Source organism: Marinobacter halophilus (genome assembly GCF_003007685.1).
Lineage (GTDB): Bacteria > Pseudomonadota > Gammaproteobacteria > Pseudomonadales > Oleiphilaceae > Marinobacter > Marinobacter halophilus.
The window spans coordinates 665,881-686,903 of the sequence record NZ_PXNN01000011.1 but is presented as its reverse complement, the minus strand read 5'-3'; the positions used below and the strand labels follow the sequence as shown (position 1 = coordinate 686,903).

Sequence of the window (21,023 nt, the reverse complement as noted above, 5' to 3'; positions counted from 1 at the left end):
ATAATCAGAAGGTTAAGTCATGGAAAAATCTGAAGCATTGAACGTACTGGGCGAAAAACTGGAAACCTGCGGCACAGACCCGAAAACCGGCTTCTACCGGGACGGCTGCTGCAATACCGGCCCGGATGATTTTGGCAACCACACCGTCTGCACCATCGTCACCGCAGACTTTCTCGACTACTCCAAAGCCCAGGGCAACGACCTTTCCACTCCCAGGCCGGAATTCGGCTTCCCCGGCCTCAAGCCCGGCGACAGCTGGTGCCTCTGCGCCGGACGCTGGCAAGAAGCCTTCGAAGCCAAGTGCGCACCCCGGGTCAAACTGCGGGCTACTCACCAAAACGCCCTCGAAGTCTGCCAGCTCAACGACCTCAAAGCCCACACCGCCGACCTCAGCTGAATGACCACTGATCCCACCTCCGCACCAGAACACGCCTGGTCCGACTTGCAGGCCGCTCTGGCGGCCCAGGGCCATCGACGCCTCGTTCTGGTAGAGGGCGATCAACAACACGCGCTCGCCTGGATTCGTCAGCAGCTGCCACAGCTCAATACCAGCCACAGCCTCTGGATAGGCCGCCCCGAGCACGCCGAAGCGGTTGGTATGCCGCACTTGCAGGCCAGTCAATACCGACAATGGCTGGGCCGGGAAACCAGCCTGCTGATCTGGGATGGCTGGCAGGGCAACCCGCCGGACGCCATTGCCGCACTCTCCGGCACCCTGCAGGCCGGCGGCTTGCTGTTCTGGTTAATGCCCGCGCTGGCCTCCTGGCCCGATCACGCCGACCCGGATTACGCCCGAACCGGCCTGGAGCAGGCGCAAAACCACCCGTTCGCCGCCCGGCTTGCCCGCAAACTGGCGCAAGACCCTTCCGTTATCCGGGTAAGGGCACGGGCCAGCGCCCCGCCGGACCTGCCCGAACTGCCGACGCAGGGCAGCCCGTTCCTACCGGGAACCACCGAGCAGCAGCAAGATCTGATCCAACAGCTTCTGCACTTTGGCCAGGGCCGCCGCCGCCGGCCTCTGGTGATCACCGCAGACCGGGGGCGCGGTAAATCCGCCGCCCTCGGTATCGCTGCCGCCCGCCTGTTACTGGCCGGCCGGCAGCGAGTCATCGTCACTGCACCTTCGCGCGATAACCTGCACAGCCTGTTCCGGCATGCCGTGCTCGAACTGGCGGAGGATCTGGCGGAGCAGTCGGAGGTTGAGTTAATCACCCGTGGCGGTCAGCGCCTGAGCTTTGTCCCGGTTCGCGAACTGTTATTCGAACGCCCGGAAGCTGAAGTCGTGCTGGTGGATGAAGCTGCCGGCCTGCCAGCGCATTGGCTGCGGGATATCCTGCTGGGCTGGCCCAGAGTAGCCTTTGCCAGCACGGTACATGGCTATGAAGGCACCGGCCGGGGCTTTGCGATCCGGTTCCGGGATATTCTGGATCGGGAAACTCCGCAGTGGCGAGGTGTCTCGATTCAGCAGCCGGTGCGCTGGGCGCCTGGCGACCCCCTGGAAAAACTGGTGTTTGAGATGTTTCTGCTGGCGGCAGAGGGGCCGGCAAGTTCAATTGCTGATGCGGCTCAGGTCACCCTTGAGACCTGGTCGCCGTCGCAGGCCAGCGAGGTTGAGCTGGCGGAAGCCTTTGGCCTGCTGGTGGATGCCCATTACCGGACCACTCCGGCAGACCTGCGGCAATGGCTGGATGACCCGGCGGCGCAATCCTGGCGCGCGTTGTATCAGGGTCGAACCGTGGGTGTGCTCTGGGGAGCGGTGGAAGGCGGGCTGTCGGAAGAACTGGCAGATCAGGTGGTTCAGGGCAAACGCCGGCTCAGGGGTCACCTGCTGGCGCAATCCCTGGCCAGCCACGGCGGTTTTCCGGAGGCGGCCAAGCTGAGAACACTCCGGATCGTTCGAATTGCGGTATCGGAACAGGCCCGCCACCTTGGCATCGGGCGACGCCTGGTTGCGGCCGCTGCGACCGCCTGCCAGCAACAGGGGCTGGATACTCTGGGCACCAGCTTTGGCGGCAACCGGGGATTACTGGCATTCTGGCAGGCTAGTGGTTTGCAGGTGGTGCGTGTCGGGCTGCAGCAGGAAGCGACCACCGGAGAGTTTCCCCTGCAACTATTGCAGGGCCTGTCGCCGGCCGGCACTTGCCTGGCCCAAAGGCTTCGTGCCCGCTTCGCACACCACTGGCAGGTCTTGATCCCGAGGCACTGGTCGGTGATGGATCCGCATCTGCTGGCGGCGGTGGGCGCAGATTTACCTCCGCTCCATGGGCTGGATGCGGAGGATCGGCGCGACTTGACCGCCTTTGCGGAAGGCTTCCGGGGCTTCGAACTTACCTTGCCGGTGTTGCAGGCGCTTGCCGCCGGTCAGGGCGCCATGACCTGGTTTTCAACCCAGCCGGCGTTGGCGCTCTGGTGCCACGTCGTACTTCAGGGCTGGTCCTGGCGGGAAGTGCAGTTGGCGGGGCTGTGCACCGGTCAGCGGGATGGCGAGCAGCAATTGCGTCAGCTGGTCTGTCAACTTCTGCAAAACGGACCCGAGTTGTGACCGGCTCGATTTAATTGTGGCAGTTTGCTGCCCAGAATGACTGTAAAAATCACATAAGAGAATTCAGGTTATGGCCAGGGAAGTGGGCAAGGTACTGTCTCTGTTTTTCGTTTGTTGGGTGTCGGTGATGTCGACAGGGTGTGCCAGCATCGACGGCAGCTCCGGGCAATCTGAGCAGGCGGGGGATGCGTCCCAGCTGATGGCGGCGGTCAGGGCGGATGAAGACAGAATGGTTCTTGATCTTCTGTCGAAAGGAGTTGCCCCCGATTTCCAGGAGAGCAATGGCGAGAGTCCACTGATGGTGGCGGCTGCCAACGGCAACCGGCGCATCGCGCGTTTGTTGCTGGCGGCAGGCGCAGAGGTGAACGCCCGGGACGACAGCGGCTCTACTCCGGTCATTCGCGCCGCCGAAAACGGTCATCTGGCGGTGGTCCGGACCCTGCTGGCAGCTGGCGCCAACGTTAACGTCAGTCAGGGTGGCAAGTCGCTGCTGATGAGGGTGGTCAACAGCGGTGATTTGCTGACCGCCGAGATGCTGCTGGCTGCTGGGGCCGATGTGCATTACCGGGGCACCGGCGGTCGAACGGCGCTGGATCTTGCCCGGGCCAGCAACAACCAGGATCTGGAAATGCTGTTGGTGCAGGCGGGCGCGGCCCGTTAGTCAGAAGGCCAGCGCCTGTTGCCTTCTCACCGGTTGTCGCTCAATCCAGTGCCATCGGGTCGTCTGAATCGTCCCACACCGGCGGAAAATGCTGCTTGACAACCTCCTGCGGTACATCGGCGACGGAGGCATACGACCAGATTGGTGAGCGATCCTTATCGACCATCAGGGCCCGGATGCCTTCAGCCAGATCGGGCCTGCGGGTACACTCCATTGCCATCGCCAGTTCCATCCGGAAAATGTCCTTCAGGGACATCTGTTGGCCTTTGCGCAATTGATTCCACACCAGCCAGGCAGTCACCGGGCAGCCCTGTCTGAGCGTTTGCATGCAGGTTTGCCACCAGGGATCGTCGCTTTCTGAGGCCAGCAACCGTTCGACAATACCCGGCAACTCGTCGCCGGCGCTGAGCCGTGCAATGGTCTGCTCGTGCCGCTCCAGATGGCCGGGTGTCAGCGCCCGATAATCCAGAGCATCGAGCTGGTTGAGCAGCCGGAACAGTCGATTGTCATCGGCTGCCTGGCCGCCAGTCCAGCGTTCCTCTTGCAACCGGGCCAACAGCGTTTCCGTGTGATCGGCGTCAACCACCAGGTCGGCCAGACCAACGCGAAGCGCGTCGCTGACGTTAAGGCGTGCGCCGGTCAAACCCATGAACAGTCCCAGGCGGCCGGGCAGACGGTTCAGAAACCAGCTGGCCCCGACATCCGGAAAAAGGCCGATGCTGATTTCCGGCATGGCGAGGGTTACATCGGGAGTGACCAGGCGGTAACGGCAGGCCGACAGCAAACCCAGGCCGCCCCCCATTACCACGCCCTGTGCCACGCCAACCACCGGCTTGGGAAAGCGGTACAGGCGGTAATTCAGGCGGTATTCCCGGGTAAAGAAGCGAGCGGGGGCTTCGGTATCGCCATGCCCCATGAGGCCATCGTACAGCGTTCGGATATTGCCGCCGGCGCAGAAGCCCCGTTCACCGGCACCCCGCAGCACCACCAGGCAGATCCGGCTGTCTGTTGCCCACCGATCCAGTGCTTCCTGAGCCTGCATGACCATGTCTTCGGTCAGGGCATTCAGGGTGTTCGGGGCGTTCAGCGTCAGCAGGCCGATGTGGCCTTGGCGGCAGGCGAGTTCCTGGACCTCTACGGGCATGAAGTGTGTCTCCGGCAATCGGGTTGCGCTGTTATCGGATGTGTTTAACGGTTTGTTCGTACTGTCGTTTACTCAATTCAAGCGTAAAACAAGACCATGGTCGCACGGATGTCCTTGATCTATCACATTTGAGCCATGGGCCGCCTGTGTTATAAGTGAATTCTGATTTACTGTCCGGTCACAAGCGCCGGTGTGTAAACGTTAAAACGATGAGAGGGTGAACACAATGAATCTGAAACACTTCGCGGTTGCCGGTCTTTTTGCTCTGGGCACTGTCGTTCCGGTTGCGGCTGTAGCGGCCGATGCTGAAGCTGGTAAAGCCAAAGCAGCGGTTTGCGCGGCTTGCCACGGGCAGAACGGTATCTCCCAGATCCCGATGTATCCGAACCTGGCCGGCCAGAAAGAGCAGTATCTGGTGGCTTCTCTGAAAGCTTACAAAAATGGCCAGCGCCAAGGTGGCCAGTCGGCGGTCATGCAGGGCCAGGCAACCGGCCTGAGCGATGCCGACATCGCCAATCTGGCAGCCTTCTACGCCAGCCTGCCAGCCGACGGCGGCAAGTAATTGCGATGTTGCAGTGGTGCGGCTTACGCCGCGCCACTGACAATCCGGTAGCTCGGTCGGTAAGCCGATGAGCCCGGCAACTTCATTCGGTTTTGTGCTATAAACTGCTCCAGCATGGCCTCGAGAGGCTTGATCAGCGTCGGGTCGCCAGCAATCTCGAACGGGCCTTTCGCCTGAATCTGTCGAATTCCGTTTTCTTTTACGTTCCCCGCCACAATGCCGCTGAAAGCCTTGCGTAGATTGGCCGCAATCAGATGCACTGGCTGGTCCCGATGCAGCTCCAGCGCCCGCATATTATCGTGGTCGGGCTCGAACGGTAGCTGAAACACTGGGTCGATTTTCAGCATCCAATTGAAATAGTAAGCGTCTTGCATGGCACGGCGGAAGGTTTCCACTTCCTTCATGCCTTGCTTCATGGTCTGTGCGACCCGGGCCGGGTCATCAATGATGATTTCGTATTTGCTGGCGGCTTCATCGCCCAGGGCATTGCGGATGAACTTGTCGATCATCTCGAAATATTCCGCGTTGTCCTGACGGCCGGTGAACACCACCGGAAACGGCAGGTCCGCGTTATCCGGGTGCAACAGAATGCCCAGCAGGTAAAGAATCTCTTCGGCGGTACCGACACCACCCGGGAACACGATCACGCCGTGACCACAGCGGACGAACGCTTCCAGGCGTTTCTCGATGTCCGGCATGATCACCAGCTCGTTGACAATGGGGTTGGGAGCCTCGGCCCCGATGATGCCCGGCTCGGTAATGCCGATGTATCGACCGTTCTTAACCCGTTGTTTGGCATGACCAATGGTGGCGCCTTTCATGGGGCCTTTCATGGCGCCCGGGCCGCAACCGGTGCAAATGCTCAGAGCGCGCAGACCAAGCTGATGGCCTACGTCTTTGCTGTACTGGTATTCATCGTGACTGATGGAGTGGCCACCCCAACACACCACGATATCGGGTTGACGCCCGGCTTCCAGTACTCGCGCGTTACGCAGAATGTGGAACACCAGATTGGTGATTTCTTCCGGATTGTCCCGGCGGAAACCGGCCACGGTGTTGGGGATGGAGTTGCTGTAAACAATATCGCGCAACACCGAAAAAAGGTGCTCACGAATGGCCCTGAGCATCTCGCCGTCGACAAAGGCATGGCCGGGCGCGTTGATCAGTTCCAGTTTGAGGCCCCGTGGTTGGGGCACCAGGCGTACATCAAAATCGGCATGTGCCTCCATCAACTCCTGACAATCGTCGGTCTCAACGCCGGTGTTGAGTACAGCCAGAGCGCACTGGCGGAACAAACGATACAAGCCACCCTCGCTCTTGTCCTTGAGACGGTTTACCTCGTGGTTGGACAGTATTTCGAGGCTGCCCTCTGGAGAGACCAGGGCATTCATGGTGGGTTCGGTCATCGGTGGTGGAGCTCCTGATGGTTTCGGCAATGACGGATTTTGAGCCGCTTGGGCAAAAGAGTACACTAAGGCCTTTCCGCTTTTTACGCTACCCGACGTTAATCCGATCTAAGACTTTTTTATGAAATTGCTAATCCGTCCCGCCCCGGAAGTGGCTATCAAGAGTAAACCTGTCCGTAACCAGCAGATGCGTCAGCTGCGCCAGAATATCCGTAAGCTGTTAGCTCGTCTGGACCACGACATCCGGGTGGATGGCAGCTGGGACCGGGTGGATGTAGAGCTTCCCGATGGCCGCGGCCTGGAAGGACCAGCTATTGATGAGCTGACTCGCATTCCTGGTATCGCTACCATCCAGGAGATCGGGGTGTTTCCGTTCGTCGGTCTGGGAGATGTCGGTGACAAGGCCGTGCAGGCCTACGCTGACCGCCTGGCGGGCCAAACCTTTGCGGTGCGGGTGCGCCGTCACGGCAGACATGACTTCCGTTCCATTGACCTTGAGCGCTCAGTGGGTGCAGCGTTGCTGCGGGCATCAGACGCCAGCGGCGTAAACCTGAAGCATCCGGATCTGGAAGTGCGCATCGAGCTGAACGAAGCGCAGTTCCACATTGCTCACCGGCGTCATGAGGGTCTGGGTGGCTATCCTTTGGGTACCATTGAAACCGTGATGACGCTGATCTCCGGGGGCTATGACTCGTCGGTTGCCGCATATCTGATGATGCGCCGGGGCATCCGCAGCCATTTCCTGTTTTTCAACCTTGGTGGGCCGGCACATGAGGTCGGGGTGCGTCAGGTGGTGCATTATCTTTGGCAGCGTTATGGTGCGTCTCACAGCGTGAGGTTTATCTCGGTGCCGTTTGACGGTGTGGTGGCCGAAATCATGCGCTCAGTGAATCACCGCCACTGGGGCGTGGTGCTGAAACGTCAGATGCTGAAAGCGGCAGCTGAAATCGCCCGATACTATTCGGCCACCGGTCTGGTGATGGGCGACGCTGTAGCGCAGGTATCGAGCCAGACCCTGACCAACCTGAACGTCGTCGACCGGGCCAGTGACGAAGTGGTGTTGCGACCGCTGATTGCCATGGACAAACAGGAGATCATCCGGATTGCCAGGAACATTGGCACCGAACCTTTTGCCCGCAACATGCCGGAATACTGTGGTGTGATTTCCAGTAAGCCGGTAACGCGCGCCAGGCTGCACCGGGTTGAGGAAGATGAGGCCAACCTCAATCCGGAGGTGCTGGCGCAAGCGGTCAGCGCCCGCACCGATGTGATGGTCAGCAAGCTGCTGGACAGTGTCACCACGCCGGAGGAGGTCGAGCTGGTGCAAACACCGGCGGTGGCCGATGTCATCATCGACGTTCGCCACCCCTCAGAGGAGGCGCGCGCACCGCTGGCGTTAACCAACAACAAAGTGCTCAAGATTCCCTTCTACGAGCTGAGCCAGCAGTTATCGGCCCTGTCCGGTGACCGCCAATACCTGCTTTATTGTGACCGGGGCACCATGAGCCGGATGCACGCCGGTCACTTGCGGGCCGACGGCCACAATAACGTCAAGGTATACGCCCCGGCCGCGTGATTCAGCCTGCGAGACCTTTGAAGAACTGCTGGACATTCTCGCTCAGGGTGTCCAGATCGTACCCGCCTTCTTGCACCACCAGCGTGGGCAGCCCCAGTTGACGGATGTGGGTGCTGAGCCGGCAGAAGCCTTCCGACGATACCGAGACCTTGGCCTGCGGGTCGTTCTTGTAGATATCAAAGCCGAGCGGCAGGATCAGCACATCCGGTTGATACAGCCGTATCGCCGCCAGCGCCTCGTCCACCTTGGTAAAGAAGTCGTCTTCACTGGCGCCATGGGGCATGGGGAGGTTGATGTTGTAGCCGTAGCCTTCGCCTTCGCCACGTTCGTTTTCAAAGCCACTGACCACCGGGTAAAAGTTGGTGGGGTCGCCGTGAATGGAGATGTACAGCACGTCGCTGCGTTCGTAAAAAATTTCCTGAATGCCCTGGCCGTGGTGCATGTCGGTATCAAAAATGACCGCGCGCGGGAACCGGCTTTTCAGGTGCTCAGCCGCAATGGCCGCGTTGTTCAAGTAGCAGAAACCACCGGCGGCATCCTTGCGGGCGTGGTGCCCGGGCGGGCGGCACACCGCGTAGGCGGTGCGCTCTCCAGCGATCAGGGCGTCGGCTGCGGCGAGTGCGGACTGGGCGGACCAGTAGGCGGCTTTCCAGGTGTTTTCACCGATCGGGCAGCTGCCATCGGCCTGATAACAGGCGGCTTCGGCCAGGATACCGCGCATGGCGTTGGGCGAGCGCACGAAGATATTGGACATCACTTCATCGCCCCAGTCGTCCATCTCCATCCAGCGGTGGTGGGCCGACTCCAGAAACCGGAGATAGCCCAGATCGTGCACCCGGGAAATCGCGGCCGCGCCCTGATCGGCCGGTTCCAGCACCGGGATTCCCATTGCTTTCAGGCCCTCCAGCATTTGACTGGTGCGGTCTGGCACCTCCTGAGGTTGGCGCATCTGGCCCCGTGTGAAATACGTTTTGGGAATATGCAGATCTTGCGTAGGATGGAAAAATGCTTTCATTAAACAGCCTCCTTGGGGGCTCGGAATATCTCTCCCGAGTATAGGCGGTGACAGTTCAGGGTCAAAAATCGCCGGGAGCGATTGTTGATGTTGTCGGAGTAGCCGGCCTCAAAAAATCGCTACTTGCTTTACAGGCCGGCACTCAAGATCCACTATGAAAGACATTCACGACCAAGACAAGCGCTCTGAACCGGGGCGTGTCAGCAGGCACAGAAGAGGAGCCGAGATGATCGAGTCACCATTGCTGGACAACCTTACAGGCTACATCGGCGGGCGTTGGATCGACAACACCGGCGGTACTACGTTTGATGTATTCAACCCGGCCACCAGAGAAGTGATTGCCAAGGTAGCTTCGATGCCGGAGGACGAAGTGCTGGCAGCGGTTGAAGCGGGCAAGTCCGCGCTCAGGCTGACCAGCCCATGGCCGATTGAAACTCGCCGAAAATGGCTTGAAGGCATCCGTGATGGCCTGAGAGAGCACCGGGAAGAGATCGGCAGAATTCTTTGCCTGGAGCATGGCAAGCCCCTCAAAGAAGCTGAAGGCGAAGTGGAATACGCCGCCGGCTTTTTTGACTATTGCGCCAAACACATTAATGCGCTGGACGCCCATACCCTGACCGAGAAGCCCAAGGATTGCACCTGGACCGTCCATTACCGCCCGGTTGGCGTAGTGGGGCTGATCGTGCCCTGGAACTTCCCGATCGGGATGATTGCCAAGAAGCTTTCGGCTGCGCTCGCCGCGGGCTGCCCCTCGGTCATCAAACCCGCCAGCGAAACACCCCTGACCATGGTGGCGCTGTTTGCCCTGATGGATAAGCTGGATCTGCCCGATGGCATGGTCAACCTGGTGATGGGTAAGGCCAGCATGATCGGCAAGGTACTGTGCGAACACAAAGACGTGCCCATGCTCAGCTTTACCGGCTCCACCGAAGTCGGTCGCAGGCTGATTCTGGACACCGCCGAGCAGGTGAAAAAACTGGCCCTGGAGCTGGGTGGCAACGCGCCATTTATCGTGTTTGACGACGCCGATCTGGATGTTGCTGCCGATAACCTGATCGCCAACAAATTCCGCGGTGGTGGTCAGACCTGCGTATGCGCCAACCGGATTTTCATCCATGAAGACGTGGCAGAATCTTTTGGTCAGAAACTGGCTGAACGAGTCGGCCGTATGGCCGTTGGCGACGGCATGAAAGAGGGTATCGATATTGGCCCTCTGATCAATCAAGCCGGCTTCGACAAGGTAAAAGGGCACCTGGAAGACGCCCTGGCCAACGGCGCCACCCTGGTCGCCGGCAAGAAGCCGGATGAGCTCGGTGATGGCCTGTTCTTCCCGCCCACCGTGGTGATGGGTGTTGACCGCGACATGCGCTGCTACCGGGAAGAAACTTTCGGCCCGCTGGTACCCATGGCACTGTTCCGGACCGAAGAAGACGTCATCGAGGCCGGTAATGATACCGAATTTGGTTTGGCTTCTTACGTGTTCACCGCCGATGCCGCTCGTGCCCAGCGCGTTGCCGCCGGCCTGCGCTTTGGCCATGTTGGCTGGAACACAGGTACCGGGCCGACTCCGGAAGCGCCGTTTGGTGGTATGAAAGCCTCCGGCATTGGCCGGGAAGGTGGTCTGGAAGGGTTGTTTGAGTTTGTCGAAGCGCAAACGGTACCGCGCGGCTTCTGAGTCGGCGGTTACAGAACGCAAAAAGGCGAGCCGAGGCTCGCCTTTTTGCGTTTACTGACTTGCGATCAGGGTGTCAGGATCACTTTAACGCTGTCATCCACATCCGCAGAGTCGATATAACCAATACCGCCTGGCGTAGAAGCCACCTGGGCCTTCACGGCTGCCGCGTTGCCGGCCTCTTCAGGCGGCTGACCACGGCCGGTGAACACCTGCTGAGACCAGAACGCTTTCAGCTGGGCATCGTTGCGGCCGGTCACCTTGTCGTGAAACTCGGCACGACTGGCGTTGCCTTCCGGCAGTTCAAACGGCTTGGCGCTCTGACCATCGGGCAAGGCTTTGCTGCGGTTCAGGTAAAGGTCCCGAACTTCATTGGCAGCGATGCTATCCGGTCCGCCGGGATGCCCAATTACCACCACATCGGCAAGTGCGAGAGGGCTGGCCAGCAAGCTGGCCGCAAATAACAGGCTTAGCTTTTTCATGGGGCCTCCTTAGAATGCCGATTCGAGTTTCAGGGTGTAGACGTTGGTGCTGTTGGTACCTGAGGATAAAATATAGGTAGGGTTCAGGTTGCCAGTGCCTTTGTCGAAGCCTCGGGAGTGGGTGAAGTCTGCCTTGATGGCGACGCCTGGAGTGATATCCCAACGGGTGCCAACACTGTAATCTTCACGTTGGAAGTTCAGAATAGACTCTGGTGCTAACGGGTCTCCGCCGGTTGTGGTCACGAAGCCCAGACGCTCTTCATCATCTTTGCTTTCAACCCAGCCAAATGCGACGTAGGGCGTCCAGGTACCGAGACGGTGTCCGATGGACAAATACGCGGAATCGGTATCGGCAAACTTGCCATCGACTTCAACGCGGGTCACTTCACCAATGACCTGCCAGCGACCATCATCATAGCTGGCGCCCACGCCATAGAAGTTGCCGCGGTCACCATCGGCAAGTACGGTGTTTACCTCTGCTCCTGCCGGTGCCTGAGCCGCCAGGCGGGTTGCATCAATATCCGCTTCAGCCGTCGCCGCTACACCCCTTACCGTCCACACATAATCGGTCCAGGTCAGGTTCAGGCCTGCCACATTGCGCAGTTCAACGTCACCGGAGTTGCCATCTTCATCGGTAAAGCCGGTAAAGAAGTTGGCTGTCAGTGAGGAGTTGTCAAAGTTGAAGTTGTAGGTGGCATCGGCACCCACGTAGCTGGTGACCGCAATCGGGCCGTACACGCTCTGGGGCGGGCGTGCCCAGGGCTGGGCATAGCCTACCTCCAATGAATCCGAGTACATGAAGAACGGCAAGCGCATTTTGCCCGCACGCAGCTGCAGATTGTTGGTGGGGCGATGGCTCAAGTAGGCCCATTCAACTTTTGGCTCCCAGTCATCCGCGCCACGGCCAACCAGCTGCATCACGATCTGGCTCTGCTGGGTAACGTCGAAGGTGCCCTGCAGGGCGAACAGGCTCAGGTCTTTCACTTCGGATTCTTCAGTAATGCCCGCGTAGCCGGCATCGTTACTGGCACGAGCATAGCCTGTGCTGAAAAAGCCGTTAAAGCGCACGCCAGTGTCTTTCGCCGAGTTCAGTTGTTGTTGCATGGAGTTCAGCTGCTGCTGCATGCGCTCCAGGGTTTGTTCGGTATCTTGTGCCAGTGCCGGTGTTGCGGCAATCGCCAGCGCCAGGGGCGCGACGGTGAAAAAGCTCTTCATCAGGAATATCCTAGTCTTTGGTTATGCATTAAACGCGGAACTGGCCGGCCACACTTTGCAATCCATTACTTACGTCCTGGATCTTGCGGCTGACGGTGTCCAGTTCATCGGTACTTTCCATCACGGCCTCGGCGTTGCGATGCATATCGCCCATGTGGCCGGTGACTTCCCCGAATGTGGTGCTCTGCTCATAGGTGGCAGCAGCAATCTGTTCATTCAGCTCACTGATCTGCTGAACGCTGTCTAGAATCTTACTCAGTACTTCACCGGATTCGGTGGTAGCGTCTACGCCCTGGCGGGCCATCTCGACACTGCCTTGCATGGAAGTGACCGCGTTGCCGGACAGCTTGGACAGCTCGGAAATGACCTGCTTGATTTCTTCGGTGGCCTTGTGAGTTCGCACGGCCAGCCCGCGCACTTCATCAGCCACGACCGCAAAGCCCCGGCCATGCTCACCGGCCCGGGCGGCTTCGATGGCGGCATTCAGGGCCAGCAGATTGGTCTGCTCGGCGACGGTCTGAATGGTTTCCAGCAGGCCGCCGACTTTCACTGAGAAGTCGTCAAACTGATTTACCAGGCCCGCGGTTTTCTCGATCTCTGCCATCAGTTGCTGGATGGTTTTGATGTTGCTGTTGACCTTTTGCTGGCCAGTGGTGGCAAATTTCGATGCATCCTGAGTCTGGTCAGAGGCGGATGACGCAAACCCCGCCACCTCTTCCACACTCCTGACCAGTTCTTCCACCGAGTTGCGGGTTGAGGAAATGGCCTGGGCCTGCTGGCTGATGCGTTGCAGATTGGTTCGGCTGGTACCGGCCAGATGCGAGGCCACGCCGTTCAGTTCGCCAATGTCGTGCTGGATGGTGCCGAACGACTTGTGCAGCTTTTCAACAAAAAGATTGAACTGATTGACCAGCTCGCGCAGTTCGTCTTTGCCGTCGTAGGTGATTCGTGAGGTTAGATCGCCCTCCCCAGAGGCCATGTTTCTGAGTGAGCTGATGATCTGTTGCAGGCTTCGGGAAATGGACTTGCCAATGACCAGGCTCAAGACCACCAGAACGATGAGAGCGACAATTAATATGCTCAAGGACGCAGTGCCGGCCTCACTTGAGGCTTCGATGGTGTCGTCAATGGCCTGGGTCAGCTGGCTTTCCATGGTGTTGCGCATGTTATCCAGATCGGTGCGCAGCGTGTTCAACCGGGCGGCGTTAGCGGAAGCGTCCTCGCCAATGCGGCTAAAATCGGCGGTGCCTTCGATAATGGCGGTCGCCATGCGGGTAGCGTTATCGTAATAGGTTTCCAGATCCTTCCGGAGTGTCGCTGCGCGGTCTTTCAGGCCGGGGTTAAGTGCTGCGATTTTTCCGAGGTTCTGTGTAATCTCGTTTCGTTGCTCCCGGGTGGCGCCCAGCTGCTGATCGTCACCGGTAGTGACGGCGCTGTTGATTTGATTTTCAATCAGCTGGAGCAGGCCCTGGTTAATAGTGGACAGTTCAAGGGAAGGGTAGAGTTGATCCCGAACTTCGCTGAGCCGTTCCGAGTTATTGCGTTCGGTAATAATGGAAAATGCCTGGCTGACCACAAAAGCAGCAACTGCCACGATCACCAGTAGAGCCAGCTTGTGAGAAATCTTCAGTGATGAAAGCATGTAAGCAGTTCCTGTACGCCTGACCTGCAACTTAGGTCTGACGGCATTCTAGGTGGTTTTTTGAACGCCTGACACGAAATTAATGTGTCAGTGTGTTAAAGGGTGTATCGGCGATAGGGGCGTCTTCTTTATAGCCAGTTGTTGAATTTTCGGGGATATACTCACTTGTTGGTAGGCTGAGGCGCAAAGGACGAATGTGATCAGGCCTGATACAATGCCTGTAAATTTAACCAGTGATGAAGCCGATCTCCATGGATGTCTCCCACATAATCGATCCCCTCAACGACGCCCAGCGTGAGGCCGTGACCGCCCAGAACGATCACCTGTTGGTGCTGGCGGGTGCCGGCAGTGGTAAAACCCGGGTGCTGGTGCACCGGATTGCCTGGTTGATGACCGTAGACCGGGTGCCGCCCACCGGTATTCTGGCGGTGACCTTCACCAACAAAGCCGCCAAAGAGATGCGTTACCGCATCGAGCAGATGATGAACATTCCCTCCCGGGGTCTGTGGTTTGGCACCTTTCACGGTATCGCCCACCGCCTGTTGCGCTCGCACTGGAAAGACGCTGGCCTGCCCGAAAACTTCCAGGTGCTGGACAGCGACGATCAGCTGCGCATGGTCAAGCGGGTGATGCGGGAGTTCCAGATTGATGAAAGCCAGTGGCCGCCGAAACAGGCCCAGTGGTTTATCAACAGCCAGAAAGACGAAGGCTTGCGGGCGGATCACATCCAGGAAAACCCCGGCGACCACTTCACCAACACCATGCTGAAAGTCTACCGCCAATACGAAAAGCTCTGCCAGCAGGGCGGTCTGGTGGATTTCGGCGAGTTGCTGCTGCGCTCTCACGAGCTTTGGTTACACCGCCCGGAACTGTTAACGCATTATCAGAGCCGGTTTCAGCACATTCTGGTGGACGAGTTCCAGGACACCAACACCATCCAATACGCCTGGCTGCAGGTGCTGGCCAGTAACCGGGTGCCGCTGACCGTGGTCGGCGATGACGACCAGTCCATCTACGGCTGGCGCGGTGCCAAGATCGAGAACATCCAGCAGTACCAGCGGGACTTTCCCAACGCCCGGCTGGTCAGGCTGGAGCAGAACTACCGCTCCACCCAAATGATCCTGAAAGCCGCCAACTCGGTGATCGCCAACAACCAGGGCCGGCTTGGCAAGGAATTGTGGACCGACGGCCCGGATGGCGAGCCGATCAGCCTGTACGCGGCCTTCAACGAGCAGGACGAAGCCAACTACATCGCGGACTCCATTACCGCCTGGGTTAATGACGGCAACCTGCGCAGTGAGTCGGCGATTCTGTACCGTTCCAACGCCCAGTCCCGGGTGTTGGAAGAATCCCTGATGCGCCAGGGTATTCCTTACCGCGTTTATGGCGGCCTGCGTTTTTACGACCGCCAGGAAATCCGCAATGCGTTGGCCTATTTGCGGCTGGTGCAATACCACCGGGACGACGCCGCTTTTGAGCGGGTGGTGAATATTCCGACCCGGGGCGTTGGCGCCAAAAGCCTGGCCGAGCTGCGGGCGTACGCTACCGAACAGGGCATTTCCCTGTGGGAGTCTGCCGAACGCATGCTGGCGGCCGGGCAAGTCAAAGGCCGGGCCAAAACCGGACTGCAGTCGTTTATGGAGATCATCAACGAGTTGTCGGCCATGGTCGGTGATGCCTCGCTGCAAGGCCTGATGAAGCAGGCCATCGAAAACAGCGGCCTGAAGGATTACCACGCCAGCGAAAAAGGCGAGAAAGGCCAGGCGAGGGTAGAGAACCTGGAAGAGCTGGTGAACGCGCTGTCGGATTTCGAGGTGGAAGACGGCGTGGATGCGTTGTCGGAATTCCTCGCCCAGGCGGCACTGGATGCTGGCGGTGGTCAGGCCGAAGATCATGAGGACAGCGTTCAGTTGATGACCCTGCACTCGGCCAAAGGCCTGGAGTTCCCGCTGGTGTTCCTGGCCGGTGTCGAGGAAGGTTTGTTCCCTCACAGCATGTCGCTGGAGGAGCCTGGCCGCATGGAAGAAGAGCGCCGCCTGGCCTATGTCGGCATCACTCGGGCCATGCGAAAGCTGGTGCTCACTTACGCCGAGTCCCGCCGTTTGTACGGCCAGGAAAAGTTCCATGCGTTGTCGCGCTTTGTGCGGGAGATCCCGGCGGATTGTCTGCAGGAAGTCCGGCTGCGCAACACGGTCACCCGCCCGGCCATGGTCGGGCGCCCCAATGAGAGCATGTTCGCTCAGGATTCCGCCCAGCAGTCCGGCTTCAGTCTCGGTCAGCGCGTGCGTCATCCCAAGTTTGGCGAGGGTATTGTGTTGAACTCCGAGGGCACCGGGCACCACACCCGGGTGCAGGTGAACTTCGATGAAGGGGCCAAGTGGCTGGTTCTGGCTTATGCCCCTTTGGAAGCCTGCTAGCTTTAGGGGGTGAGCACAGGGTTGGGCAGTGTGCTTGTCGCTTTTACATCAGGACGGCATAGATCACGCCGGCCAGAATGATGCGGTAAACAACATACGGCCACATGCCGATCTTGTTGAGCCACTTCAGGAAGAAGTGGATGGCCGTGATGGCAGTCAGGAACGACGTTACGCCGCCTACCAGAAAACCACTCCAGTCCACGAGGATGTCCGAGGTCGCCACCTCCAGCAACTTCACCGACCCCGCCAGCGCAATAATCGGAATCGCCAGCAGGAATGAAAACCGCGATGCGGCTTCCCGGGACAGGCCCAGGAACAGGCCGGCGGTGATGGTGACGCCGGAGCGGGAGGTGCCGGGGACCAGGGCCAGGGCCTGGGCGCAGCCGACGATGACGGCGTCTTTCCAGGTCAGGGAGTCCATGGTGCGGTTTTTCTTGGGGAGCCAGTCGGCCCAGCCCAGCAGCAAGCCGAAGACCAGCGTGGTGACAAACATCACCTCCACCGCCCGCAATTCGTTGTCGATCATGTCTAGCAACGCCAGTCCGGCGAGGCCGGCGGGGATGGTGCCGATCACCAGAAACCAGGCCAGGTTGCCCTGGCCAATCATTCGGCGCTTGGCCAGCGAGAGCAAGCCGTCGTGGGTGATGGCCAGAACGTCTTTGCGGAAGTACAGCACCACCGCCAGCAGCGTGCCGATGTGCACCGCCAGATCAAAACCAACGCCCTGATCTGCCCAGTCAAAAAAGGCGGGCACCAAAATCAGGTGGCCGGAGCTGGAGATGGGTAGAAATTCGGTCAAGCCTTGCAGAAGGCCGAGGAAAAAAGCCTGAAAAAAATCCATGATGTCCTGTCCATCCGGTGGAGAGACGGCCTCTCCCTGTTCGTCAGCGGGCGATAGTAGCAGGAGCGGCGGGGGCTGAACAGGCGGGGCAGGTTACCCGCACACTGGCATTTCGTGCGGGTAACCTGCCGGGCCGGGATGGAGGCTTCAGGCCGGGAAATGCCCCCGGGTTTTGTTGGCGAACTTCACCAGCATCAGCATCAGAGGTACTTCGACGAGCACCCCCACTACCGTGGCGAGGGCGGCACCGGACTGCAGGCCGAACAGTGCAATAGCGGCTGCTACAGCCAGCTCGAAAAAGTTGCTGGCACCGATCATGGCGCCGGGTGCGGCGATGCAGTGGCGCACTTTCCACATTTTTGCCCAGCCGTAGGCGATGGCGAAAATCAGCACGGTCTGCAGAATCAGCGGCACCGCAATCAGGGCGATGTGCAGCGGGTTGTTCAGGATGACGTCACCCTGAAAGGCAAACAGCAACACCAGGGTAACGATCAGGGCCGCCGGAGTGACCGGGCCCAGGCGCTTCATGAACACGTCGTCGTACCAGCGCTGACCGTGACGGGCAATCAGTGTGCGGCGGGTCAAGTAGCCGGCGACCAGTGGAATCACGATGTACAGCACCACCGACAGAATAACGGTATCCCAGGGCACCTGGATATCGGAAATGCCAAGCAGAAACACCACAATGGGCGCAAAGGCGAACAGCATGATGATGTCGTTCAGCGATACCTGCACCAGGGTATAGGCGGCATCGCCTTTGGTCAGGTAGCTCCAGACAAACACCATGGCGGTGCAGGGCGCGGCGCCTAGTAGAATGGCGCCGGCCAGGTATTCACTGGCCAGTTCCGGGGCAATAAAGGGCTCGAACACCACCATCAGGAAGAACCAGGCGATGGCAAACATGGTGAAGGGTTTGATCAGCCAGTTTACGATGGTGGTGATGGCCAGCCCTTTCGGCTCTTTGCGTACGCCCACGATCGCGCTGAAGTCAATTTGCGCCATCATCGGAAAAATCATCGCCCAGATGAGTATAGCGATGGGGATGGAAACCTGAGCATACTCGAAATGGGACAGGGTCTCGGGTACCGAGGGTGCAAACTGACCCAGTGCCACACCAGCAACAATGGCTAGCGCCACCCAGACCGACAAGTACCTTCCGAACAGGTCCATGCCACCCGCGTCTTCAGTTTTCGTGGCTTCTGCATTGCTGTTCATGACTTACCTCTTACATGGACCGTTGGTTGACACGTTTTGATACTTCCTCTGCGCTTTCCACCCGCTCGGAGTAGCGATCCGTCAGATAATCGCTGCGGTCCCGTATCAGCAGGGTGAATTTCACCAGCTCTTCCATCACATCGACTATACGATTGTAATAGGCCGAAGGCAGCATCCGGTCCTGCTCGTCAAATTCGGTAAAAGCCTTGGGTACTGACGACTGATTGGGGATGGTCACCATTCGCATCCACCGGCCGAGCACCCTCAGTTGGTTAACCACATTGAAAGACTGTGAGCCACCGCAGACCTGCATTACGGCCAGTGTCTTGCCCTGGGTGGGGCGCATGCCACCGATGGAGAGGGGGATCCAGTCAATCTGGGTTTTCATGATGCCGGTCATGGCGCCGTGGCGTTCCGGGGAACACCACACCATACCTTCGGACCACTGCGCCAGTTCCCGCAGTTCCTGAACCTTTGGGTGGGAGGCATCTTCAGCATCGGCCAGGGGCAGTCCCCTCGGGTCAAACACCCGAGTTTCCGCGCCCATGGCCTGCAACAGGCGGGCCGATTCTTCGATGACCAATCGGCTGAACGAGCGCTCTCGCAGTGACCCATAAAGCAGCAGCAGACGAGGTGCATGGCCGGCGGACTTCATCGCAAAGACCTTGTCCGCCGTCGGCGAATCAAACAGGTCGGGTTCAATATTCGGGAGATCTTGGGTGTTCATGTTTGAGAGCTCGTCCTTTACGACACCAGATTGTCACACTATTATGCATAAAATTAGATATCCGTAAAAACGAATATATAGGAAATCAGATATGAAGCGTCGGGTTCTTTTTGTCTGCACCGCCAACAGCGCTCGTTCTCTGATGGCCGAAGCCCTGCTCCGGCACGCGGCCGGGGACCGGTTTGAGGTGGCCAGTGCCGGTACCGAGCCTTCGAAACCTCATCCTATGGCGTTGCAGGTGCTGGCGGAAGCGGGAATCGCCACCGAAGGGTTATCCAGCAAGCCGCTGGAAGGCCTGCAGGATCAGTACTGGGATTACGTGATTACCCTGTGTGAAAAAGCGGCTAGCGAATGTGGTGAGGTGTGCCAGCCAGCGCAGCGGATTGCCTGGGATTTCCCCGACCCGGCGCAGAGTAACCGCCACGCCACGTTTGCTCTGACCCTTAAAGAGCTGAAAGAGCGGATCGGTCTGTTTACCTTGGTGCACCAGAAAGAAACCGGGATGAAGCCTGAAGGCTACCATCCGGTCACCATTTTTAAAGCACTCGGTGATGATCTTCGACTTGCCGCTCTGCTGCTGATTCGTGATCAGGACAAGCTGTGCGTGTGCGAACTGACCGAAGCCTTTGATGTTTCCCAGCCCAAAGTAAGCCGCCATCTGGCGACGTTGCGGGAGGCCGGGCTACTGGAAACCGAAAGGCGCGGGCAATGGGTCTATTATTACCTTAACCCGCGTTTACCAGACTGGCTGGTACGGGTTCTGGACGAAACCGCGTTAAACAACGGTGCATTGATTGTGCAGCCCATGGCCCGATTGCAGGCGATGGCGGCGCGCCCGGCAGTGCAATGCCCCTGAACATTCATTGAATCAACGGATTGCGAGTCTCGCAAGGAGTACATCATGAGCAAGATCAAAGTAGGCATTAATGGATTTGGTCGCATCGGTCGCCTGTCACTTCGGGCTGCCTGGGGCTGGCCGGAGCTGGAGTTTGTGGCCATCAACGACCCGGGGGCAGACGCCCATACCCTGGCGCATCTGCTGAACTTCGACAGCGTGCACGGCCCCTGGGGCCACGAGGCCAAGGCCGATGGCAATGACATGGTGATTGAGGGCCAGCGCCTGACCGTCACCCGCAACAAGGCCATCGGCGACACCGACTGGTCCGGCTGCGACCTTGTGATCGAAGCCAGCGGTGTGAACAAGACCGTCGCGGCACTGCAGGGTTATCTGGACCAGGGCGTCAAGCGTGTGGTGGTGACTGCGCCGGTGAAAGAAGCGGGTGCTAAAAACATTGTATTGGGCGTAAACGAGCACATCTTCGATCCGGCCGAAGACCGCATTATTACGGCGGCCTCCTGCACCACCAACTGCCTGGCGCCAGTGGTCAAAGTGATTCATGAAAAACTGGGCATCAAGCACGGCTCCATCACCACCATTCACAGCCTGACCAACACCCAGACCATACTCGACGCACCCCACAAGGATCTGCGCCGGGCCCGGGCCTGCGGCAGTTCACTGATCCCGACTAGCACCGGCTCAGCAACGGCGATTATCGAGATCTTCCCGGAACTGAAAGGGCGGCTGGATGGCCATGCAGTCAGAGTGCCGTTAACCAACGCGTCGCTGACCGATTGCGTGTTTGAGGTGGAAACACCAACCGACCGCGACACCGTGAATCAACTGTTGAAAGCGGCGGCCGAAGGCGAGCTGAAAGACATCATGGGCTATGAAGAGCGTCCGCTGGTGTCCATCGACTACAAGACCGACCCGCGCTCCTCCATCGTTGATGCCCTGTCCACCATGGTGGTCAATGGCACTCAGGTGAAAATATACGCCTGGTACGACAACGAGTGGGGCTACGCCAACCGTACCGTCGAGCTGGCACGCAAGGTAGGTTCTGCCTGA

The 21,023-nt window shown here is 59.1% G+C and carries 18 protein-coding genes; 9 read left to right on the top strand and 9 right to left on the bottom strand.

All coding sequences use genetic code 11. The annotated features are described in order from the left end of the window. The first annotated feature begins 19 nt into the window (after positions 1-19). The 3 genes from C7H08_RS09535 (at position 20) to C7H08_RS09525 (ending at position 3,203) form a co-directional block, all read left to right on the top strand. Positions 20-397, top strand: a complete 378-nt coding sequence (locus C7H08_RS09535; protein WP_106671481.1) for a DUF2237 family protein — start codon at positions 20-22, stop codon at positions 395-397. Beyond that, on the top strand, positions 398-2,542 hold the full coding sequence (locus tag C7H08_RS09530; protein WP_106671480.1) for a tRNA(Met) cytidine acetyltransferase TmcA: 2,145 nt from the start codon (positions 398-400) through the stop codon (positions 2,540-2,542). 70 nt (positions 2,543-2,612) lie between these two features. After that, positions 2,613-3,203, top strand: a complete 591-nt coding sequence (locus C7H08_RS09525; protein WP_188445197.1) for an ankyrin repeat domain-containing protein — start codon at positions 2,613-2,615, stop codon at positions 3,201-3,203. A gap of 40 nt (positions 3,204-3,243) precedes the next feature. Here the strand turns inward: C7H08_RS09525 and C7H08_RS09520 are convergent, their stop codons facing one another. After that, positions 3,244-4,347 carry an enoyl-CoA hydratase/isomerase family protein gene (locus tag C7H08_RS09520; RefSeq protein ID WP_106671479.1) on the bottom strand — a complete coding sequence of 368 codons (1,104 nt, stop codon included), beginning with the start codon at positions 4,345-4,347 and terminating at the stop codon, positions 3,244-3,246. A 226-nt stretch (positions 4,348-4,573) separates the two neighbouring features. Between C7H08_RS09520 and C7H08_RS09515 the strand changes: the two genes are divergently transcribed. Next, entirely contained in the window at positions 4,574-4,909 is a 336-nt protein-coding gene (locus C7H08_RS09515) for a c-type cytochrome (RefSeq protein ID WP_106671478.1), read from the top strand. A 23-nt stretch (positions 4,910-4,932) separates the two neighbouring features. Here C7H08_RS09515 and ppnN read toward each other — a convergent pair whose 3' ends face one another. After that, positions 4,933-6,315, bottom strand: a complete 1,383-nt coding sequence (gene ppnN, locus C7H08_RS09510) for a nucleotide 5'-monophosphate nucleosidase PpnN (protein ID WP_106671477.1) — start codon at positions 6,313-6,315, stop codon at positions 4,933-4,935. 121 nt (positions 6,316-6,436) lie between these two features. Here ppnN and thiI point away from each other — a divergent pair, with 121 nt between their 5' ends. Then, positions 6,437-7,891, top strand: a complete 1,455-nt coding sequence (thiI, locus tag C7H08_RS09505) for a tRNA uracil 4-sulfurtransferase ThiI (protein ID WP_106671476.1) — start codon at positions 6,437-6,439, stop codon at positions 7,889-7,891. A 1-nt stretch (position 7,892) separates the two neighbouring features. Here the strand turns inward: thiI and C7H08_RS09500 are convergent, their stop codons facing one another. Then, positions 7,893-8,906 carry a histone deacetylase family protein gene (locus tag C7H08_RS09500; protein WP_106671475.1) on the bottom strand — a complete coding sequence of 338 codons (1,014 nt, stop codon included), beginning with the start codon at positions 8,904-8,906 and terminating at the stop codon, positions 7,893-7,895. Positions 8,907-9,132: 226 nt separating this feature from the next. Here C7H08_RS09500 and C7H08_RS09495 point away from each other — a divergent pair, with 226 nt between their 5' ends. Continuing rightward, entirely contained in the window at positions 9,133-10,581 is a 1,449-nt protein-coding gene (locus tag C7H08_RS09495; RefSeq protein WP_106671474.1) for an NAD-dependent succinate-semialdehyde dehydrogenase, read from the top strand. A gap of 65 nt (positions 10,582-10,646) precedes the next feature. Here C7H08_RS09495 and C7H08_RS09490 read toward each other — a convergent pair whose 3' ends face one another. From C7H08_RS09490 to C7H08_RS09480, 3 genes are read right to left on the bottom strand one after another with little or no spacing between them, the layout of a single operon-like run. Continuing rightward, complete coding sequence (locus C7H08_RS09490) at positions 10,647-11,060, bottom strand: type 2 periplasmic-binding domain-containing protein (RefSeq protein WP_106671473.1); 414 nt, start codon at positions 11,058-11,060, stop codon at positions 10,647-10,649. A gap of 9 nt (positions 11,061-11,069) precedes the next feature. After that, positions 11,070-12,275 (bottom strand): hypothetical protein, encoded by a 1,206-nt coding sequence (locus tag C7H08_RS09485; RefSeq protein ID WP_106671472.1) that lies wholly within the window; start codon positions 12,273-12,275, stop codon positions 11,070-11,072. Positions 12,276-12,303: 28 nt separating this feature from the next. After that, positions 12,304-13,917, bottom strand: a complete 1,614-nt coding sequence (locus tag C7H08_RS09480) for a methyl-accepting chemotaxis protein (protein ID WP_165793950.1) — start codon at positions 13,915-13,917, stop codon at positions 12,304-12,306. Between the two features lie 251 nt (positions 13,918-14,168). Between C7H08_RS09480 and uvrD the strand changes: the two genes are divergently transcribed. After that, entirely contained in the window at positions 14,169-16,334 is a 2,166-nt protein-coding gene (uvrD, locus tag C7H08_RS09475) for a DNA helicase II (RefSeq protein WP_106671572.1), read from the top strand. Between the two features lie 43 nt (positions 16,335-16,377). Here uvrD and C7H08_RS09470 read toward each other — a convergent pair whose 3' ends face one another. The 3 genes from C7H08_RS09470 to arsH form a co-directional block, all read right to left on the bottom strand. After that, positions 16,378-17,175: an undecaprenyl-diphosphate phosphatase gene (locus tag C7H08_RS09470; protein ID WP_106671471.1), complete on the bottom strand. Its 798-nt coding sequence runs from the start codon at positions 17,173-17,175 to the stop codon at positions 16,378-16,380. A gap of 147 nt (positions 17,176-17,322) precedes the next feature. Then, entirely contained in the window at positions 17,323-18,390 is a 1,068-nt protein-coding gene (arsB, locus tag C7H08_RS09465; protein ID WP_106671470.1) for an ACR3 family arsenite efflux transporter, read from the bottom strand. A 10-nt stretch (positions 18,391-18,400) separates the two neighbouring features. Continuing rightward, positions 18,401-19,117, bottom strand: a complete 717-nt coding sequence (gene arsH, locus C7H08_RS09460; RefSeq protein WP_106671469.1) for an arsenical resistance protein ArsH — start codon at positions 19,115-19,117, stop codon at positions 18,401-18,403. A 91-nt stretch (positions 19,118-19,208) separates the two neighbouring features. Between arsH and C7H08_RS09455 the strand changes: the two genes are divergently transcribed. Next, the gene (locus C7H08_RS09455) at positions 19,209-19,973 is read left to right on the top strand and encodes a metalloregulator ArsR/SmtB family transcription factor (protein WP_106671468.1); all 765 of its coding nucleotides are present in this window, start codon (positions 19,209-19,211) and stop codon (positions 19,971-19,973) included. A 45-nt stretch (positions 19,974-20,018) separates the two neighbouring features. Beyond that, complete coding sequence (locus C7H08_RS09450) at positions 20,019-21,023, top strand: ArsJ-associated glyceraldehyde-3-phosphate dehydrogenase (RefSeq protein ID WP_106671467.1); 1,005 nt, start codon at positions 20,019-20,021, stop codon at positions 21,021-21,023.

Coding starts and splice junctions, on each gene's coding strand:
- C7H08_RS09535 (WP_106671481.1), top strand. CDS start 20: ATGGAAAAATCTGAAGCATTGAACGTACTGGGCGAAAAACTGGAAACC.
- C7H08_RS09530 (WP_106671480.1), top strand. CDS start 398: ATGACCACTGATCCCACCTCCGCACCAGAACACGCCTGGTCCGACTTG.
- C7H08_RS09525 (WP_188445197.1), top strand. CDS start 2,613: ATGGCCAGGGAAGTGGGCAAGGTACTGTCTCTGTTTTTCGTTTGTTGG.
- C7H08_RS09520 (WP_106671479.1), bottom strand. CDS start 4,347: ATGCCCGTAGAGGTCCAGGAACTCGCCTGCCGCCAAGGCCACATCGGC.
- C7H08_RS09515 (WP_106671478.1), top strand. CDS start 4,574: ATGAATCTGAAACACTTCGCGGTTGCCGGTCTTTTTGCTCTGGGCACT.
- ppnN (WP_106671477.1), bottom strand. CDS start 6,315: ATGACCGAACCCACCATGAATGCCCTGGTCTCTCCAGAGGGCAGCCTC.
- thiI (WP_106671476.1), top strand. CDS start 6,437: ATGAAATTGCTAATCCGTCCCGCCCCGGAAGTGGCTATCAAGAGTAAA.
- C7H08_RS09500 (WP_106671475.1), bottom strand. CDS start 8,906: ATGAAAGCATTTTTCCATCCTACGCAAGATCTGCATATTCCCAAAACG.
- C7H08_RS09495 (WP_106671474.1), top strand. CDS start 9,133: ATGATCGAGTCACCATTGCTGGACAACCTTACAGGCTACATCGGCGGG.
- C7H08_RS09490 (WP_106671473.1), bottom strand. CDS start 11,060: ATGAAAAAGCTAAGCCTGTTATTTGCGGCCAGCTTGCTGGCCAGCCCT.
- C7H08_RS09485 (WP_106671472.1), bottom strand. CDS start 12,275: ATGAAGAGCTTTTTCACCGTCGCGCCCCTGGCGCTGGCGATTGCCGCA.
- C7H08_RS09480 (WP_165793950.1), bottom strand. CDS start 13,917: ATGCTTTCATCACTGAAGATTTCTCACAAGCTGGCTCTACTGGTGATC.
- uvrD (WP_106671572.1), top strand. CDS start 14,169: ATGGATGTCTCCCACATAATCGATCCCCTCAACGACGCCCAGCGTGAG.
- C7H08_RS09470 (WP_106671471.1), bottom strand. CDS start 17,175: ATGGATTTTTTTCAGGCTTTTTTCCTCGGCCTTCTGCAAGGCTTGACC.
- arsB (WP_106671470.1), bottom strand. CDS start 18,390: ATGAACAGCAATGCAGAAGCCACGAAAACTGAAGACGCGGGTGGCATG.
- arsH (WP_106671469.1), bottom strand. CDS start 19,117: ATGAACACCCAAGATCTCCCGAATATTGAACCCGACCTGTTTGATTCG.
- C7H08_RS09455 (WP_106671468.1), top strand. CDS start 19,209: ATGAAGCGTCGGGTTCTTTTTGTCTGCACCGCCAACAGCGCTCGTTCT.
- C7H08_RS09450 (WP_106671467.1), top strand. CDS start 20,019: ATGAGCAAGATCAAAGTAGGCATTAATGGATTTGGTCGCATCGGTCGC.